We start from the raw sequence: 15,560 nt of genomic DNA, 5'->3' as shown, positions 1-15,560 counted from the left end.
CGATCCGCCGGGGGGCGCTGCCCCCCGGACCCCCCGAGGTATTTTCGCCAAGATGAAAGCAAGGGTTTGTTAAGGTTAACGTGCCATGATGGGCGTGCGGTACAGGGAGAGGTCCCGATGACCGCCCAAGGTGAAAGCGCCGCGTCTAACCTGCCTCGGCAGCACTGGGCGCGGCGCCGACAGCATTTCCCTTCCGATTTCATCTTGGCTGAAATACCTCCGCCGGAGGCTCCTGCCCTGTCCGCGGGCGCAGGTGCTGGAGGAGGGGAGCAAAGGGAAGACAGCCATGGGTAAAATCAGGATGCTGACGGAATTCGGTCAGGGCACAAGCCTGCGTCGGCAGGATTATACAGAGGCTGCGATCCGCGCGGTCCGCGATGCGCTTTGGCACAACTCGATCAATCTCGCGGAGCTGTTCGGGCGGGACAAGTCCGAAATGCTGATCGACGTGGAGATCGGAGTGGCTGCGCCTGACAAGGTGGATGTTGATACTGTGGCGGCCGTGTTTCCCTATGGGCGCGTCAATGTGACGGCCGTGCGGGGCGGGCTCGACGTGCCGCGCGCGGATGGCAAGGCTCCCACGGTGATCGCAGTGGCGGCGCTGTCGGTGTCCTTCGAGATGGAGGGCGCGTGATGGCAGAGCAGCGGTTCATCATCGAGATGGGGATGGGCAATGACCTGCATGGGCAGGACTACACAAAGGCCGCCGCGCGGGCCATCGAGGATGCGATCCGGCACAGCTCGATCCCCATGTTCGAAGCGCTCGGGATGGACCATGCGCAGATGCGCGTCCAGGTCACCGTGGGCGTGCAGGCCCCCGATCAGGTGGATTGCGCGGCGCTGACCGCCGGGCTGCCGCGTGGACGGGTCGAGGTCAGGGCGGTGCATGGCGGGCTCGACGTGACCAACCCGGACAGCGGTGCGGTGACGGTGATTGCCAGCGCGGCGGTCGAGGCGTTCTTGGACCCTGCTATCATGGCCGCGCGCGGGGCGCGCGTATGACCAAGGCGCTGATGATCCAGGGGGCGGGGTCCAACGTGGGCAAGTCGCTGCTTGTCGCGGGTCTGTGCCGGGCGGCGCGTCTGCGCGGGCTATCGGTCGCGCCGTTCAAGCCGCAGAACATGTCCAACAACGCCGCCGTAACCGTGGACGGGGGCGAGATCGGGCGGGCGCAGGCGCTTCAGGCTCTGGCCTCGGGGCTGGAGCCCGTGGTGGACATGAACCCGGTGCTGCTGAAGCCCGAAACCGATGTGGGCGCGCAGGTGGTGGTGCAGGGCAAGCGGCTGACCACGGTGAAGGCGCGGGACTATGCGGGCCTGAAGCCGCAGCTGATGGCGCCGGTGCTGGAGAGTTTCAACCGTCTGAAATCGCACCATGATCTGGTGATCGTGGAAGGGGCTGGCAGCCCGGCGGAGGTGAACCTGCGCGCGGGCGACATTGCCAATATGGGCTTCGCCGTGGCGGCGGGCGTGCCGGTGGTGCTGGCGGGCGATATTGACCGGGGGGGCGTGATTGCCCAGATGGTGGGCACCCAGGCAGTGCTGGATCCGGGCGATGAGGCGCTGATAAAGGGCTTTCTGATCAACAAGTTCCGGGGCGATGTTAGCCTTTTCGACGATGGCTACCGGATGATCGAGCAGCGCACCGGGTGGCGTGGCTTCGGGGTGTTGCCGTTCTTCCCCGAGGCGTCCAAACTCCCGGCCGAGGACGCGTTGGACCTGCCCCGTGGGGGCTTCGGCGAGGGGTTGAAGATCGCCTGCCTGGCGCTCAGCCGGATTGCAAATTTCGACGATCTCGACCCGCTGGCGCAGGAGCCGGGCGTGTCGCTGACCATGGTGCGGGCCGGCGAGGTGATCCCGGCAGAGACCGACCTTGTGATCATCCCCGGCAGCAAATCCACGCGCGGGGATCTGGCATATCTGCGGGCGCAGGGATGGGATATCGACCTGCTGGCCCATTGGCGGCGCGGCGGGCATATTCTTGGGATTTGCGGCGGATATCAGATGCTTGGCCGCATGGTTCACGACCCGGAAGGGATCGAGGGCAGCGCCGGATCGACCGATGGCCTCGGGCTGCTGGAGGTGGACACCGTCATGACCGGGGACAAGAGCCTGACCCGTGTCGAGGCCGTGCACGAGGCTACGGGCGCAATGATGCGAGGCTACGAGATTCATATCGGGCGCACGGATGGGCCGGACCGGGCACGGGGCTTCGCGCGGGTTGCCGGACTGCCAGAGGGTGCGGGGTCTGCGGATGGGCGGGTGCAGGGCAGCTACCTGCACGGGATGTTTGCGGAAGACGGGTTCCGGCGCGCCTTCCTGGACGGGTTCGGGGTGCGGGCCGGAACGCAATCCTACGGGCAGGTGGTGGAACAGACCCTGGATGCGCTGGCCGCCCATATGGAGCGGCATCTTGATGTGGAGGGGCTGCTGGCCCTGGCGCGCTGAGGGGCGATTTCGGCCCGGTGCCCTGCGTACACGCCCCTTGCACCCCGCGTGCAGACAGAAGCCCGGTGCGCCCGCCCCGTTTGACGCAGGACGAAAGCGCCCTAGCCCGCGCGCCCGGTTCCAAGCCCGGCGCGCATCAAACTGGTCCGCACGGGCTTGACCGAGTAAAACGCCCGAAGTGCCCGCATCCGCATGTCGCGCAACCCCTGGATCGAGACCATGGAGGCCCGGTTCAGCGCGTCGATTCCGGCCACGCGGGCACGCACCTCGCCGTGGCGGGCCTTGTGATAGGCGGCAAGCATCCTGCGCGACCCCAGATCCTCGGGGTTGGCTTCGGCCAGGTCCAGCAGCGCCCGCATGTCGCCGAGGCTCATGTTCAGCCCCTGTGCGCCAATGGGTGGCACCACATGGGCCGCTTCCGCCACCAGCGCCACGCGCTCGGCCTCCATCCGCTCGGCCACCTGAGAGATGATCGGCCAGACCGTGCGCCGTGTGATCAGCGTGAGCGGTCCCCAGAGACCGGCGGAGCGGGCGGTCATCTCGGCCTCGAAATCGGGGGTGGGCAAGGCGGCCAGCCGCGCCGCTTCGGGGCCGCGTTCCATCCAGACCACGGCGGAACTGGGGCGGCCCTCGTGATCGGGCAACGGCACCAGCGTGAAGGGGCCGCCGGAGCGGTGGATCTCGGTTGATACGTTTCCGTGCGGCACGTCATGGGTGACCGCGAAGGCCAGCGCCTTCTGGCCGTAGCGGGTGGTTTTCACGGGGATGCCCACAGCCTCGCGCACCGGTGAGTTGCGGCCATCGGCGGCAATGACCAGCCGGGTGCGGATGCGAGCGCCGTCCGAGAGCGTCACCAGCGCCTCGCGCTCGCGGGTCAGCACGCCCGCCGTGCCGGTGCCGGGGCGGAAATCGACATTGGGCATCTCGGCCAGCCGGGCCACCATTTCGCGCCGCAGCAGCCAGTTGGGCAGGTTCCAGCCAAACGGCAGGTCCGAGATATCGGCGGCGTTGAAATCATGGCTGCTGCGCGGCTCCGGCTCTGTGCCGCCCGCGTCCACGATCCGCATGATCTGCAGCGCGCTGGCATGGGGCTCCAACCGGTCCCAGAGCCCCGCGCGGATCAGGAAATCGCGCGAGGGTTGCAGGAAGGCCGTGGTCCGCAGGTCCGATCCTTCGGACTGCATGTCGGTGACCGGCGGGGTAGGGTCGACGCAGATCACCGAAAACCCCGCCGACCCGAAGGCCGCAGCCGCCGTCAGCCCCGCGACGCCGCCGCCGGAGACCAGCACATCGGTTTCGATCATCTTGGGCATGGGAGGATCTCCTTCAGCGGCATGATGTCCGTCTGATACGCCTGAAACGGGGCAAGGTCCAAGCGGCAGAAGGGCGCGTCAGCCGAGCGTGATGCGGATCAGCAGGTAGAAACCGAGCACGACCGCCGTCAGCGCCCCGATGATCAGCCCGGCATAGCCGAAGACGATGGTGCCCGCGATCCATGCAACGGCCAGAAGCGCAATGGCCCAAAGCATGGTTGTGGAGCTGTCCAGAGCCCGCAGCAGCGTCCGGACATGCGGATAGACGCCCTTCGCAGGGCTGGTAAAGGGGATGAAAGCCATTCGAAATCTCCTGTTCGTGCCCTTTGAGATAGGCAGGACAGGTGAACGGACCATCGGCAGAATGACGCAGTGCGACGGGCTGTCGCCGATCTACCCGCCAATGCTTTTCGCTAAGGTATTTCTGGACCCGTTCCTGTCTCTTTGCAGTTTCAATCGGTCAGGCGCGACAGAAACTCCGTCAGGTCATCGGTGTGGTGGTGAATATGGTCCGCAGGCTCCGGGTCCGGGGCCACATGAACTGTGCGCAACCCCATCTCATGCGGGGCGGCGAGGTTGCGCACGTCATCCTCGAACATCGCCGCGCGGGTGGGATCGAGCCCGTCTGTCGCGAAGACCGTCTTGAAGGCCCGGCGTTCCGGTTTGGGACGCAGGCCCGCATGTTCCACGCCATATATCGCGTCGAACAGCCCCGACAGCCCGCGCGCGGCGATCACCTGTTCCGCGTAGGGCGCGGTGCCGTTGGTATAGATGATGCGCCGTCCGGGCAGGGCGCGGATGCGGGCGGCAAGATCGGGGTCGGGGCGCAGCACCGAAAAGTCGATCTGGTGGACCTCGTGCAGGTAGGGGCCGGGATCGACGCCGTGAATATCCATCAGCCCCGCCAGCGTCGTCCCGTGATCGCGCCAATAGCGATAGCGCAGGCGGTCGGCTTCCTCCCGGTCCACGCCGAGCGCCTCCATCACATAGGCGGTCATCTTGACATTGATCTGGTCAAAGAGCGCCATGTCCGGCGGGTAGAGCGTATGGTCGAGGTCGAAGACCCAGGTCGTGACATGCTCGAAATGCGCGCGGGGCATGGGCTGCGTCCTTTTTTGCCGCGCCCCGAAAGGCTTGCGCTTGGACCGGGGCGGTCCTAGCCTTGCCAGAAAACCGGGGGGAAACCAATGGCCAGTCCCAAAGCGCCGCAAAAAGACGCCTATGATCTGATCCTGAAAGCCATCGACGAGGGCACCTATCGGCCCGGCTCGCGGCTGGTGGAATCGGAACTGGCGGAGCGGTTCGGGGTCAGCCGCACCCCAATCCGCGAGGCGTTGCAGCGGCTGGAAACGCAAGGGTTGCTGACCCGCGACGGGCGCAGCCTGATCGTGGCCTCGCTCGATCATGACCAGATGGCGCAGCTCTATATCGTGCGGGCGGAGCTGGAGGGGCTGGCGGCCCGGCTGGCGGCGCAGCATGCGGCGGCCGAAGAGATCAAGGTGCTGCAGGAGATGGTGGCAGCGGACCATGCGCTTCTGGATGATCCGGCGGCGCTCAGCCGCGCCAACCGGCGGTTTCACAAGCAGATTCACCTGGCCTCTCACAATAAGTACCTGGTGCAGCAGCTTGACCTCGTGCACCGGTCCATGGCGCTGATGGCGACCACATCCCTGGCGGCAGAGGGGCGCGGGCCGGTGGCGCTCGATGAGCATGATGCGATTGTGCGCGCCATTGCCGAGCGTGACGGGGACCGCGCGGCGCGGATGCTGAAGGATCACCTGTCGACGGCGTTCGAGGTGCGGCTGAAGGAAGAGGCCGGCAAGGTCTGACCCTGCATCAGGTCGGTGGCCTGCCCGCCCTGAGAAAACCGCCCATGGGCCGTCTTGCGCCAGTGAAACGGTTTGACCAGCAGCTCTGCCAGCCCCAGAAGCGTGGCGGCTGAGGCCAGCAGGAAGTAGACATCCAGTATCGGGATCCAGAGCCGGAGCTTGCGGTGGCGGGGCAGGGCGGCGGCGCGCCAGGCGGCGTAGAAGGTCAGCATCTGGCAGGCCACGAAGAAGAAGGCGAGGCCCAGATAGCCCTGCGTGGTCAGGTAGGCGTCCAGCGGGTGCGGCAGGCCTGCGACCTTGACCACCAGCGTCCACAGCACCGGCGCCAGCGAGAAGCCCAGGACCGTCCCCAGTAGCTGCGCCTGTAGCCCGAGGAACCGCCGCGCGCCAAGGTCGCGCCACAGCTGCACCGGGTCGCGCATATGGGTGGCCCAGGTCATCGCGTAACCCTTGAGCCAGCGTGAGCGCTGCTTGACCCAGGGCAGAACGGCGGCGTTGGCCTCCTCATAGGTGGTGGTCTCGATGATCTCGGTCCGGTAGCCCTGCCGGGTGAGCCTGAGGCCCAGATCCGCATCCTCGGTCACGTTATGGGCGTCCCACGCGCCCATTTCCTCTAGCAATGACCGGCGGAAGAACAGCGTCGTTCCGCCAAGCGGCACGAAGAGGCCAAGCCGCGAGACGCCGGGTAGCAACAGCCGGAACCAGGTGGCATATTCCAGAGTGAAACAGCGGCTGAGCCAGTTGTGATGGGGGTTGTAGTAGTCGAGCTGCCCTTGCAGGCAGGCCACATCCGGCGGCACCTCAAGGAAGCGTTGCGCAACCTTGCGGATCTGGTCGGGCTCTGGCGCATCCTCGGCGTCATAGACTCCCACGATGGACCCGCGCGCGAAGTTGAGGCCATAGTTCATCGCCCGAGGCTTGGTGCGGGGCTGGCCCGGCGGCACGATCACGGCGCGCATCCAGAAGGGCAGCTCGGCGCGGGTGAGGGCATTGCGGGTGGTCGCGTCTTCCTCCTCGATCAGCAGGATCACGTCGAGCAATTCGCGGGGATAGTCCAGCCGGCTGACCCGGCGGATCAGATGCCCGGCGATGTCGGGCTCATTGAACAGCGGCAGCAGGATCGTCACCACGGGCAGCGCGGAAGACGGGTGGATCGGCGGGGCGTGATCGACCTGCCGGACCTGAGGCGGCAGGTCGATGCCATGCAGGGCCAGCCATTTCAGCATCGCGTTGACGGCCGCAATCAACACGCCAAGCGCGCACAGCCCCGCCACCACCGCGCCGGGGGCCAGCAGCAGCGCGCCACAGACCGCCAGCAGCACCGCCAGCCAGCGACGAAAGGCGCGCGGCGCGTCCCAGTCACGGCAGCTGTAGGGACCGGGGGTGCGCGCCTCGGCGATGCGGGCCAGTTCGTTTCCATAGACACCGGTCAGGGCAATCTGCATCCGCTCGCGGCTGGCGAGGGCCAGCAACACGGGGCCGTCATGATCCGACAGCGCGGCGCGAATTTCATCGGCCCGGTCGGGGCGGTTTGTCATGATCACAAGTGCCGATCCGGCGCGGCGCAGGGGCACGGCGTTGAGCCGAATGGCCAGCCCCGCCGGCAGCAGTCCCGCCAGCGCCGGATCCGGGGGCGGATGATCCTCTGGCAGCAGCTTTGTGCCGCTTTGTTCGGCGAGCGCGTCCAGAAGCTGTGCCTCGGAAATGGCACCCTGGGTGACGAGGATTTCCCCGATCGGCAGGTCGCGGTGGCGCTGGCTGACAAGGGCCCTGTGCATCTGTTCGGCGGTGATGGCCCCCCGGTCGAACAGCAGTTGGGCCAGTCGGGGTTTGCGCAGGGGAGGGCGGGCGTCAGGAACAACGCGCAGCTTTGCCGTGCCCTGGGGGCTGTACGCCTGTCGAACCGCCTGAGTCATCCGCTCATACCAAAAATCCCCGACCGTTTCGGGCCGGGGATCATTAGGAGGCTGATAATCCTAATAAATGGTTAAACCGTCTCGGTCTTGCGCGCCTGCATCGCGGCGGCGAAGCGTTCGAACAGGTAATAGCTGTCCTGCGGGCCGGGGCTGGCTTCGGGGTGATACTGCACCGAGAAGACCGGCTTGTCGGTCATGCGGATACCGCAGTTCGAGCCGTCAAAGAGCGAGACATGGGTTTCCTTCACGCCTGCGGGCAGGGTCTGGCTGTCGACCGTGAAACCGTGGTTCATCGAGGTGATCTCGACCTTGCCGGTTTCCAGATCCTTCACCGGATGGTTGGCGCCGTGGTGGCCGTGGTTCATCTTGACGGTCTTGGCCCCAAGCGCCAGTGCCAGCATCTGGTGGCCAAGACAGATGCCGAAGACTGGCAGATCGGCCTTCAGGACCTCCTTGATCATCGGCACCGCATAGATGCCGGTCGCCGCCGGATCGCCGGGGCCATTGGACAGGAACACGCCGTCGGGCTGGTGGGCCAGCACCTCCTCTGCCGTCGCCGTGGCAGGCAGGACGGTCACGTCGCACCCGGCGGAGGCGAGGCAGCGCAGGATGTTGCGCTTGGCGCCATAATCGACGGCCACGACCTTGAAACCGGGTTCCTCGCGCTTGGTGTAGCCCTCGGGCCAGGCCCACCGTTTTTCATCCCATTTGTAGCTTTGCGCGCAGGTGACGTCCTTGGCGAGGTCCAGCCCTTCCAGCCCGGCGAACCCGCGGGCGGCGGCAACCAGCGCCTCCAGGTCGAACTTGCCCTCCGGGTCATGGGCCAGCGCCACATGCGGCGCGCCCTGCTGGCGGATTGCGCGGGTCAGGCGGCGGGTGTCGATACCGCCGATGCAGATCCGGCCCTTGGCGGTAAGCCAGCCGGTCAGTTCCTGCTGCGCGCGCCAGTTCGAGGGCTCCGTCGGGTCCCACTTGACGACCATGCCGGCGGCCACGGGCTCGGCGGTTTCGTCGTCTTCGGTGTTGACGCCGGTATTGCCGATATGGGGGAAAGTGAAGGTCACGATCTGGCCCGCATAGGAGGGGTCGGTCATGATCTCCTGGTAGCCGGTCATCGCGGTGTTGAAGCACAGTTCAGCCACGGTCTGGCCGGTTGCGCCGAAGCCTCGGCCATAGAACACGGTCCCATCAGCGAGAACGAGGCAGGCGGTGGGGCGGGCGGTCATGGGCGACTCCGGTGCTGGCGTGAAATTCGCGGCAACCTAAGGGGAAGGCCCCCTGGGGTCAAGCGGCTGCGAGAGCCTTGTTGCTGCGGGTGCATTCGCCTATTGTCGGGCACTGTTGCACAAGGATTCTGCAATCAGTTGGGGATGGGACCTATGTCACTGAGGGAACGGATCACGACCGAAATGAAGGCCGCGATGCGCGAGAAGAACAGCGCGCGGGTGTCGACCCTGCGGCTGATCAATGCCGCGATCAAGGATCAGGACATCGCCGCGCGCGGCAAGGGCGAATCCGAGGGTGTGGGCGAGGCCGATGTGCTGGCGATTCTCGGCAAGATGGTCAAGCAGCGCCAGGAAAGCGCGCGGGCCTATGAGGAAGGCGGGCGGCTGGAGCTGGCCGAGAAGGAGCGCGAGGAGATCGTGATCCTGGAGGAGTTCCTGCCCCGCCAATTGTCGGATGAGGAAGTGGCCAAGGCGATTGCGGACGCGATTGCGTCCACAGGGGCAGAAAGCATCCGCGACATGGGCAAGGTCATGGGCGCACTGAAAAGCAAATATACCGGCCAGATGGATTTCGGATCGGTCGGCCCCAAGGTGCGGGACATGCTGGGGTAAGACGCCTTGCGGCGACGGATCGGGCGGCCTTTCCTTCGGGAAGGGCCGTTTTTTTCATGCGCGATCCGCTGCGGGACCGGCTTGGGCCGGGCAGGGGGGACGCGGTCTCTTTGGGGAAACACCTGTGTCGGGGCGCGGAGGCCTGAGGGCAGGCAAATGGAATGCGGCGCCGCGTTCCGGCGCGGGGCATTTGGTGTCTATCGGACATGTCCTTGAGCCTGCTGTGATCCACCTTGGCCGTTGTCAGGGGCCGTATCTGGCGGCAGCGGGCAGACGAAGCCACGCTTGGGATGTGGTTAACCGCTGGCCACAATGACAGATCGGCATGAAGATCGGGTTAACGGGCGGGCCGGATCAACCGGGCCTCATTTCGCGCAGTAACAGGTGGTACAGTTCCACCCGTTCCTCGGCGGCCAGAAACGCGCCGATCTCGACTTCGCGGCCCTCGCCCTTCAGGGTCACGTAGTCGGGCACCCGGCCCCCTTGCGGGATCAGGCGGACCTGCACCCAGTAGGGGTTCGCCTCCCAGACCTGATCGGCTTTGCGCGGGGCCACGTGGGTCAGGCGCACATGGTCGTCCCAGATCAGCAGTTCCTCATGCAGGTCCATGTCGCGCCAGGACCGTTTCAGCCCCCACCAGATCGCCCAGATCGCGCCCCCGACGAAGGGCAGCAAACCCCACAGGACCGGCGACCCGAAAGCCGCCAGCAGCGGCAGCGCCAGCAGCACGGCGGTTGCGCCGATGAACCAGACGAAGCCGCCGGGCGTCAGCGATTTATGCGGGCGCGCGACAAGGCGCAGCCGGGGCTGGCCCTCGCCGCCATTGAAAAGGGCCCCGGAATGATCCGGAGCCCCTTCGTATCGGGTTATGTCAACCGGCATCAGATCAGTGGTGCGGTTGCTTGTCCCACATGTCCTGGGTCGGAAGCTCTTCGAAAGTGTGCTCCGGCGGCGGGCTGGGAAGGGTCCATTCCAGCGTATCCGCGTATTCGCCCCAGTAGTTGTCCTCGGTCACGCGACGGCCTGCCATCAGCGTGTAGAACACGATGCCGATGAACAGCAGGAACGAGGCGAAGGAGATGAAGGCACCGATCGACGAGATGTAGTTCCAGTAGGCATAGGCCTCGGGGTAGTCGATATAGCGGCGCGGCATGCCCTGGACGCCAAGGAAGTGCTGCGGGAAGAAGGTGATGTTGGCACCGATGAAGAACAGCCAGAAATGCACCTTGCCCCAGAACTCCGAATACTGGCGGCCGGACATCTTGCCGATCCAGTAGTAGACGCCTGCGAAGATGCAGAACACGGCGCCAAGCGACATCACGTAGTGGAAGTGCGCAACCACGTAGTAGGTGTCATGATAGGCGCGGTCGAGACCGGCCTGAGACAGCACGATGCCGGTCACGCCGCCCACGGTGAAGATGAAGATGAAGCCGATGGCAAACAGCATGGGCGTCTTGAACTCGATCGAGCCCTGCCACATGGTTGCGATCCAGCTGAAGATCTTCACGCCCGTCGGCACCGCGATGACCATCGTGGCGACCATGAAATAGGCCTGCTGGTTCAGCGTCATGCCGACCGTGTACATGTGGTGCGCCCACACGACGAAGCCAAGCGCGCCAATGGCGACCATCGCGTAGACCATCGGCAGGTAGCCGAAGACCGGCTTCTTGGAGAAGGTCGCGATGATGTGGCTGATGATGCCGAAGCCGGGAACGATGATCATGTACACTTCCGGGTGGCCGAAGAACCACAGCAGGTGCTGGTACAGGATCGGGTCACCGCCCTCGGCCGGGTTGAAGAAACCGGTGCCGAAGTTGCGGTCGGTCAGCAGCATGGTGATGGCGCCGGCCAGAACCGGCAGAGACAGCAGGATCAGCCATGCGGTGACGAAGATCGACCAGGGGAACAGGGGCGTCTTGTGCAGGGTCATGCCCGGCGCACGCATGTTCAGGAACGTGGTGATGATGTTGATCGCGCCAAGGATCGACGAGGCGCCCGAGACGTGGACCGCGAAGATCGCGAAGTCCATCGAGGTGCCCGCTTCAAGCGTGGACAGCGGCGCATAAAGCACCCAGCCCACACCCGAGCCCATCTGACCGTTGCCACCGGGGGCCAGCATCGAGGCGACGCCGAGCGACACACCGGCCACATACATCCAGTAGCTGAGGTTGTTCAGGCGCGGGAACGCCATGTCCGGCGCGCCGATCATCAGCGGCATGAAGTAGTTGCCGAAACCGCCAAACAGCGCGGGGATGACCACGAAGAACATCATCAGGACGCCGTGATAGGTGATCATCACGTTCCAGAGGTGACCGTTCGGGGAGCATTCTTCGGCACCGATCCCGCCAAGGAAGCGGGCGCCTTCGGCACACATGTACTGAACGCCGGGATGCATCAGCTCCATGCGCATGTAGACCGTGAAGATCACCGACAGAAGGCCGACGAAGCCCGCGGTGAACAGATAAAGGATACCGATATCCTTGTGGTTGGTGGACATGAACCAGCGGGTAAAGAACCCCGGCTTTTCGTGGTCATGTCCCGAAATGGCAGCATCAGCCATGGACGTCTCCTGTTCCAAAGAAGCACGCAGACCAAGACTGTCTGGCCCCACGCGCCCTATTCCCTGTCGGATGTTCTAGTTTGCAGGTGGGGGGTTCGCAACGTGTTTGGCGGCGTCAGGGTGGGAAAAAATGCCTCAGGATTCGCCTATAGAGCGCTGGTGGAGGCGGAATTCGGATCAATCGCAACCGGGCGTTGTGCGATCTGCCGGATAGGTCAGTTCAGTTCGCTGCCCTGAACTTCGCTGTCGGTTTCTTCGATTCCGGTGATCTGGCGGGCCGGATCGGGGCCGTCCTGCGGCGCTTCGGCGTGAAGGCCGGACACGTCCGAAATCGAGGTCGAGACAGCAAGGGCGACCAGCAGCCCGAGCGTGGCCAGCGCCGCCATCATGACGGAGGCTTCGATCCGGTCGTTCCGTTCGTGGTCGGTTGCTTGTGGCACGACACTTTCCTTCTGGTTGCCCGAAATGGGCGTACTACTCGATACAGGTTGCCCGGCTCACGCAATACAGCCGGACCTGGCGTTACTGGCCGCGCTTCTCGTTCCCTCGGGCGCGGTCCATACCGTTCCAGCCCGGTCGCATCGGCAACAGGGTGACCCGGTATTGTTCCAGTTTGCTGTGGAAATCGGGCCAAAACATGGCAGATCGCGCGGCATATCGGAAACGGTTCGTTTCATGGGGTCAGCTTTCGACGCTGACATTGTCGATATAGGCGCCGACATTGTCCTCGGGGCCGGTGCCCTGGATCATCAACAGGTTCGAGCCGTCGCCGGACCCGCCGGTGATCTCGAATTCATAGCTGCTCATGGACGTGCCCTGCGGATTGGCGGTGCCGACCAGTTCGCCGCCCCAGTAGACCTCCACGCCATTGTTCATGCGCGGATCGGCGGCATCGAAGGACACGGTATAGACCTGGCCGTCCACGGCGTCGGTCATGACCTGTCCGAGGCTCATGTTCCCCGGACTGGCATCGAGATCGAGCATGTAGCCTCCATCGGTCGCCGTGACGCCGTGATAGCCGCTCCAGACCACTTCGGCGCGCGGATCGTCCAGAAGCGACCAGCCGTTCATCGCGCCTGCCGAATAGAACCCCCAACCGGCGGCGATCATGCCCTCGATATCCTCGAACGAGCCGTTTGCCAGCCGGTTCTGACCCCACCGGTGCAGCCCGGTGATGCTCTGGCCGGACAGATCGGCGATTTCTTCGGCCTGGTATTCGACCCCCACGGAAATGACCGCCGTTGTCGCAAGGCCGAGCCCGACCAGTCCGCCGGTCAGCACCACCCAGTCAACGGTAACCGCGCCGGATTCATCGCGGAGAAATCGCTGTATCTCAGTTTTGTCAGTGGACATGACGTCCTCCTCAACCGGAATTCAAAAACACTTCCGGTCAAATTGTTCGAAAACTGTGGCATGAGCCGGGAGGAAACGAGACCGGCCAAAGGTATTCCTGAGATGCCCGATCAGGCCGGCGGGCTTCGCCGCGCGACCGGGGCGGTGCCGAAGATCTGCCCGAAGGTCTTTTCCAACGCCACATCCACATCGTCCAGCGTCACCGGCAGACCCAGATCGACCAGCGATGTCACCCCGTGCCCGGTGATGCCGCAGGGAACGATGCCGTCGAAATGGGACAGATCCGGTTCCACGTTGATCGACAGGCCATGATAGCTGACCCATTTGGTCAGCCGCACGCCAAGCGCCGCGATCTTGTCTTCGCGGGGCGTGCCATCGGGCAGGGCGGGTTTGTCGGGCCGCGCGACCCAGACACCGACACGGCCCTCGCGCTTTTCGCCCGTCAGGTTGAATTCGGCCAGCGTGGCGATGACCCAATCCTCCATCTGCTGCACGAAGGCCCGCACGTCATGACCGCGCGCCGCCACGTCGAGCAGCACATAGGCCACCCGCTGACCCGGCCCATGATAGGTGTACTGGCCGCCGCGCTTGGTATCATAGACCGGGAAACGGTCGGGGTCGGTCAGGTCGGCGGGCTTGGCGGAGGTGCCTGCGGTATAGAGCGGCGGGTGTTCCAGCAGCCAGATCGCCTCGTCCGCCTCGCCCCGCGCGATGGCGGCGGCGCGGTCCTCCATCCAGGCCACGGCCTGATCATAGGGCACCAGTTCGTCCGAGCGGATCCAGTCTACCATATGCTATCCGGGCAGAAGCCCGGCCTCCTTCACGGCCGCGATGTTGGACCGGCTTACGGGAATGTCGCGTCCGTCCGACATCGTCAAGACCGCGCGCGCGCCGTCACGCCGGACCGAGCGGACCTGGGCGAGCGACACCCAATGCGACCGGTGCACCTGAAGCCCCGGTGTGGGATCGGTCTCGCGGATGGCATCCGACAGGCGCATGAGCAGCAGGTCTCGCCCCCTGGTGGTGACGATCTCGACATAGTGATCCTGCACAGAAAGCGAGATCAGCGCCCCGCGCTTGTCCAGCGGCAAGCGGTCGAGAAGGGAGGGGAGCCGGTTGGTGGGGGCATCGGGCGTGGACGGGCCGAGATAAAGCGCCACCCCCGCGATGACCATGGCGATGAGGATTCCGTTAAGCGCCAGCCCCGCAACATAGCGCGGCGCGGTCGGGGCCAGCCCGAAGACAGCCCAGTTGAGCAGCGCGACCTCCAGCGTGATGGCAAGCCCCGCCAGAGCCCCGGCCAGCAAAACCGCCGGAGCGCGCGGCAGAAGCTGCCCCAAACCGCCTGCGGTCAGCATGGTGACGAGGATCGAGCCGGTCACATAGGTGACGAAGCACAGCCCCAGCCAGTAGGTCAGCCTAGGCAGAGGCGTAAGATGTTCCAAAGTGCCGAACGGTCCCGCGAGTCCTGCCACGATGCCCACGGCGGCGATGATCACCAGCGTCGGCCGGCTGGACAGGATCGCGTGCCATTCACGCTTCGCGGATTGCAAGGGCCCGTCACTCACGAATGCGGCCTTTCTGTTTACGCATCGTCCCTGTCGGTTCCGCGCCGGGCCGTGGCACAGCCGGTGCATCGCATTCCAAAAGACAATCAAGAGGTCTGACATGACAAGTTTCGCCCCGCTTTTCAATGCACCGATCGCGGTGCAGATCCATGTTGCCGGTGCCGTGCCCGCCCTGCTGCTGACGCCGCTGGTGCTGTGGCGGCCGCGCCGCGACCGGCTGCACAGGCTGGCGGGCTATGGCTGGGTTCTGGCGATGGCGGTGACGGCGATCAGCTCTTTCTGGATCACGGGGTTCGGTGTGGTCGGCCCGTTCAGCCCGATCCACCTGCTGTCCGTGCTGACGATCTTCGGGCTGGTGACGGGGGTCTGGGCGGCGATCCGAAAGGATCTGCGCGGCCACCGGGCGGCGATGACCAATATGTCATGGGGGTTGGCGGCGGCGGGATTGCTGAACTTCCTGCCAGGACGACTGACCAACCGGATCGTGCTGGACGGTGCGGGCTGGGACGGCTTCGCCGCCGTCGTGGCGCTGGCCGTGCTGGCGGGGGGCGCAGTCTGGTGGATGCGCCGCGCGGCCGGGGCGAATCACGCCTGAGGGGGGGATGGTCAGCAGGCGATCCGGTGCGGATGCGCGGGGTCAATACGCTTTATTGGAGGCGGTTTACCCCAAATAGTAAAGGTTTTCGGACTTTGGATTGAACCGAAACGTGCTAAGTTGCGACCAACAGCTGAGACA

17 protein-coding genes are annotated in these 15,560 nt (G+C 65.2%); 6 read left to right on the top strand and 11 right to left on the bottom strand.

The window, feature by feature from the left end:
- Nucleotides 1-286 precede the first annotated feature (286 nt).
- Genes RBB16_RS12215 through RBB16_RS12205 form a run of 3 tightly spaced genes read left to right on the top strand, consistent with a single transcriptional unit; the run spans nt 287 to nt 2,447 of the window.
- The gene (locus tag RBB16_RS12215; RefSeq protein ID WP_306046433.1) at nt 287-634 is read left to right on the top strand and encodes a Lin0512 family protein; all 348 of its coding nucleotides are present in this window, start codon (nt 287-289) and stop codon (nt 632-634) included.
- A complete protein-coding gene (locus tag RBB16_RS12210; protein WP_306046432.1) occupies nt 634-1,002 on the top strand; it encodes a Lin0512 family protein in 369 nt (122 codons plus the stop codon). Before RBB16_RS12215 ends, RBB16_RS12210 begins: the two co-directional genes overlap by 1 nt.
- Complete coding sequence (locus tag RBB16_RS12205) at nt 999-2,447, top strand: cobyric acid synthase (RefSeq protein WP_306046431.1); 1,449 nt, start codon at nt 999-1,001, stop codon at nt 2,445-2,447. Before RBB16_RS12210 ends, RBB16_RS12205 begins: the two co-directional genes overlap by 4 nt.
- 101 nt (nt 2,448-2,548) lie before the next feature.
- On the opposite strand, the gene RBB16_RS12200 is transcribed toward RBB16_RS12205, so the two are convergent.
- The 3 genes from RBB16_RS12200 to RBB16_RS12190 form a co-directional block, all read right to left on the bottom strand.
- Nucleotides 2,549-3,751 carry a UbiH/UbiF family hydroxylase gene (locus RBB16_RS12200; RefSeq protein WP_306046455.1) on the bottom strand — a complete coding sequence of 401 codons (1,203 nt, stop codon included), beginning with the start codon at nt 3,749-3,751 and terminating at the stop codon, nt 2,549-2,551.
- A gap of 87 nt (nt 3,752-3,838) precedes the next feature.
- On the bottom strand, nt 3,839-4,063 hold the full coding sequence (locus tag RBB16_RS12195; RefSeq protein WP_306046430.1) for a hypothetical protein: 225 nt from the start codon (nt 4,061-4,063) through the stop codon (nt 3,839-3,841).
- Nucleotides 4,064-4,212: 149 nt separating this feature from the next.
- On the bottom strand, nt 4,213-4,860 hold the full coding sequence (locus RBB16_RS12190) for a pyrimidine 5'-nucleotidase (RefSeq protein ID WP_306046429.1): 648 nt from the start codon (nt 4,858-4,860) through the stop codon (nt 4,213-4,215).
- A gap of 87 nt (nt 4,861-4,947) precedes the next feature.
- Between RBB16_RS12190 and RBB16_RS12185 the strand changes: the two genes are divergently transcribed.
- Nucleotides 4,948-5,589 (top strand): GntR family transcriptional regulator, encoded by a 642-nt coding sequence (locus tag RBB16_RS12185; protein WP_306046428.1) that lies wholly within the window; start codon nt 4,948-4,950, stop codon nt 5,587-5,589.
- Here the strand turns inward: RBB16_RS12185 and RBB16_RS12180 are convergent.
- A complete protein-coding gene (locus tag RBB16_RS12180) occupies nt 5,535-7,505 on the bottom strand; it encodes a glycosyltransferase family 2 protein (RefSeq protein ID WP_306046427.1) in 1,971 nt (656 codons plus the stop codon). The genes RBB16_RS12185 and RBB16_RS12180 overlap by 55 nt on opposite strands.
- A 71-nt stretch (nt 7,506-7,576) precedes the next feature.
- The gene (gene carA / locus RBB16_RS12175; RefSeq protein ID WP_306046426.1) at nt 7,577-8,731 is read right to left on the bottom strand and encodes a glutamine-hydrolyzing carbamoyl-phosphate synthase small subunit; all 1,155 of its coding nucleotides are present in this window, start codon (nt 8,729-8,731) and stop codon (nt 7,577-7,579) included.
- Nucleotides 8,732-8,884: 153 nt separating this feature from the next.
- Here carA and RBB16_RS12170 point away from each other — a divergent pair, with 153 nt between their 5' ends.
- Nucleotides 8,885-9,343, top strand: coding sequence for a GatB/YqeY domain-containing protein (locus RBB16_RS12170; RefSeq protein WP_306046425.1), 459 nt, complete (start codon nt 8,885-8,887; stop codon nt 9,341-9,343).
- Between the two features lie 354 nt (nt 9,344-9,697).
- Here RBB16_RS12170 and RBB16_RS12165 read toward each other — a convergent pair whose 3' ends face one another.
- The 6 genes from RBB16_RS12165 to RBB16_RS12140 form a co-directional block, all read right to left on the bottom strand.
- Nucleotides 9,698-10,225, bottom strand: coding sequence for a DUF2244 domain-containing protein (locus RBB16_RS12165; protein ID WP_306046424.1), 528 nt, complete (start codon nt 10,223-10,225; stop codon nt 9,698-9,700).
- A 4-nt stretch (nt 10,226-10,229) separates the two neighbouring features.
- Nucleotides 10,230-11,903: a cytochrome c oxidase subunit I gene (ctaD, locus tag RBB16_RS12160; protein ID WP_071690685.1), complete on the bottom strand. Its 1,674-nt coding sequence runs from the start codon at nt 11,901-11,903 to the stop codon at nt 10,230-10,232.
- A 215-nt stretch (nt 11,904-12,118) separates the two neighbouring features.
- Nucleotides 12,119-12,343 carry a hypothetical protein gene (locus RBB16_RS12155; protein ID WP_306046423.1) on the bottom strand — a complete coding sequence of 75 codons (225 nt, stop codon included), beginning with the start codon at nt 12,341-12,343 and terminating at the stop codon, nt 12,119-12,121.
- A 241-nt stretch (nt 12,344-12,584) separates the two neighbouring features.
- Nucleotides 12,585-13,256: a hypothetical protein gene (locus RBB16_RS12150; protein ID WP_306046422.1), complete on the bottom strand. Its 672-nt coding sequence runs from the start codon at nt 13,254-13,256 to the stop codon at nt 12,585-12,587.
- Nucleotides 13,257-13,366: 110 nt separating this feature from the next.
- Complete coding sequence (lipB, locus tag RBB16_RS12145; protein WP_306046421.1) at nt 13,367-14,047, bottom strand: lipoyl(octanoyl) transferase LipB; 681 nt, start codon at nt 14,045-14,047, stop codon at nt 13,367-13,369.
- A 3-nt stretch (nt 14,048-14,050) separates the two neighbouring features.
- A complete protein-coding gene (locus RBB16_RS12140; RefSeq protein ID WP_306046420.1) occupies nt 14,051-14,824 on the bottom strand; it encodes a LytTR family DNA-binding domain-containing protein in 774 nt (257 codons plus the stop codon).
- 100 nt (nt 14,825-14,924) lie between these two features.
- Between RBB16_RS12140 and RBB16_RS12135 the strand changes: the two genes are divergently transcribed.
- Nucleotides 14,925-15,419: a DUF2306 domain-containing protein gene (locus tag RBB16_RS12135; RefSeq protein ID WP_306046419.1), complete on the top strand. Its 495-nt coding sequence runs from the start codon at nt 14,925-14,927 to the stop codon at nt 15,417-15,419.
- Nucleotides 15,420-15,560 lie beyond the last annotated feature (141 nt).

The sequence above is a fragment of the Nioella sp. MMSF_3534 genome (assembly GCF_030732985.1).
Lineage (GTDB): Bacteria > Pseudomonadota > Alphaproteobacteria > Rhodobacterales > Rhodobacteraceae > Nioella.
The sequence above is the reverse complement of the archived record's forward strand: the minus strand, read 5'-3'. Positions and strand labels throughout refer to the sequence as shown.

What these genes read in the sequence shown, in the direction of transcription:
- RBB16_RS12200 (WP_306046455.1), bottom strand. Translation starts at nt 3,751, where the DNA reads ATGATCGAAACCGATGTGCTGGTCTCCGGCGGCGGCGTCGCGGGGCTG.
- RBB16_RS12150 (WP_306046422.1), bottom strand. Translation starts at nt 13,256, where the DNA reads ATGTCCACTGACAAAACTGAGATACAGCGATTTCTCCGCGATGAATCC.
- RBB16_RS12185 (WP_306046428.1), top strand. Translation starts at nt 4,948, where the DNA reads ATGGCCAGTCCCAAAGCGCCGCAAAAAGACGCCTATGATCTGATCCTG.
- ctaD (WP_071690685.1), bottom strand. Translation starts at nt 11,903, where the DNA reads ATGGCTGATGCTGCCATTTCGGGACATGACCACGAAAAGCCGGGGTTC.
- RBB16_RS12195 (WP_306046430.1), bottom strand. Translation starts at nt 4,063, where the DNA reads ATGGCTTTCATCCCCTTTACCAGCCCTGCGAAGGGCGTCTATCCGCAT.
- RBB16_RS12165 (WP_306046424.1), bottom strand. Translation starts at nt 10,225, where the DNA reads ATGCCGGTTGACATAACCCGATACGAAGGGGCTCCGGATCATTCCGGG.
- RBB16_RS12170 (WP_306046425.1), top strand. Translation starts at nt 8,885, where the DNA reads ATGTCACTGAGGGAACGGATCACGACCGAAATGAAGGCCGCGATGCGC.
- lipB (WP_306046421.1), bottom strand. Translation starts at nt 14,047, where the DNA reads ATGGTAGACTGGATCCGCTCGGACGAACTGGTGCCCTATGATCAGGCC.
- RBB16_RS12205 (WP_306046431.1), top strand. Translation starts at nt 999, where the DNA reads ATGACCAAGGCGCTGATGATCCAGGGGGCGGGGTCCAACGTGGGCAAG.
- carA (WP_306046426.1), bottom strand. Translation starts at nt 8,731, where the DNA reads ATGACCGCCCGCCCCACCGCCTGCCTCGTTCTCGCTGATGGGACCGTG.
- RBB16_RS12210 (WP_306046432.1), top strand. Translation starts at nt 634, where the DNA reads ATGGCAGAGCAGCGGTTCATCATCGAGATGGGGATGGGCAATGACCTG.
- RBB16_RS12190 (WP_306046429.1), bottom strand. Translation starts at nt 4,860, where the DNA reads ATGCCCCGCGCGCATTTCGAGCATGTCACGACCTGGGTCTTCGACCTC.
- RBB16_RS12180 (WP_306046427.1), bottom strand. Translation starts at nt 7,505, where the DNA reads ATGACTCAGGCGGTTCGACAGGCGTACAGCCCCCAGGGCACGGCAAAG.
- RBB16_RS12215 (WP_306046433.1), top strand. Translation starts at nt 287, where the DNA reads ATGGGTAAAATCAGGATGCTGACGGAATTCGGTCAGGGCACAAGCCTG.
- RBB16_RS12135 (WP_306046419.1), top strand. Translation starts at nt 14,925, where the DNA reads ATGACAAGTTTCGCCCCGCTTTTCAATGCACCGATCGCGGTGCAGATC.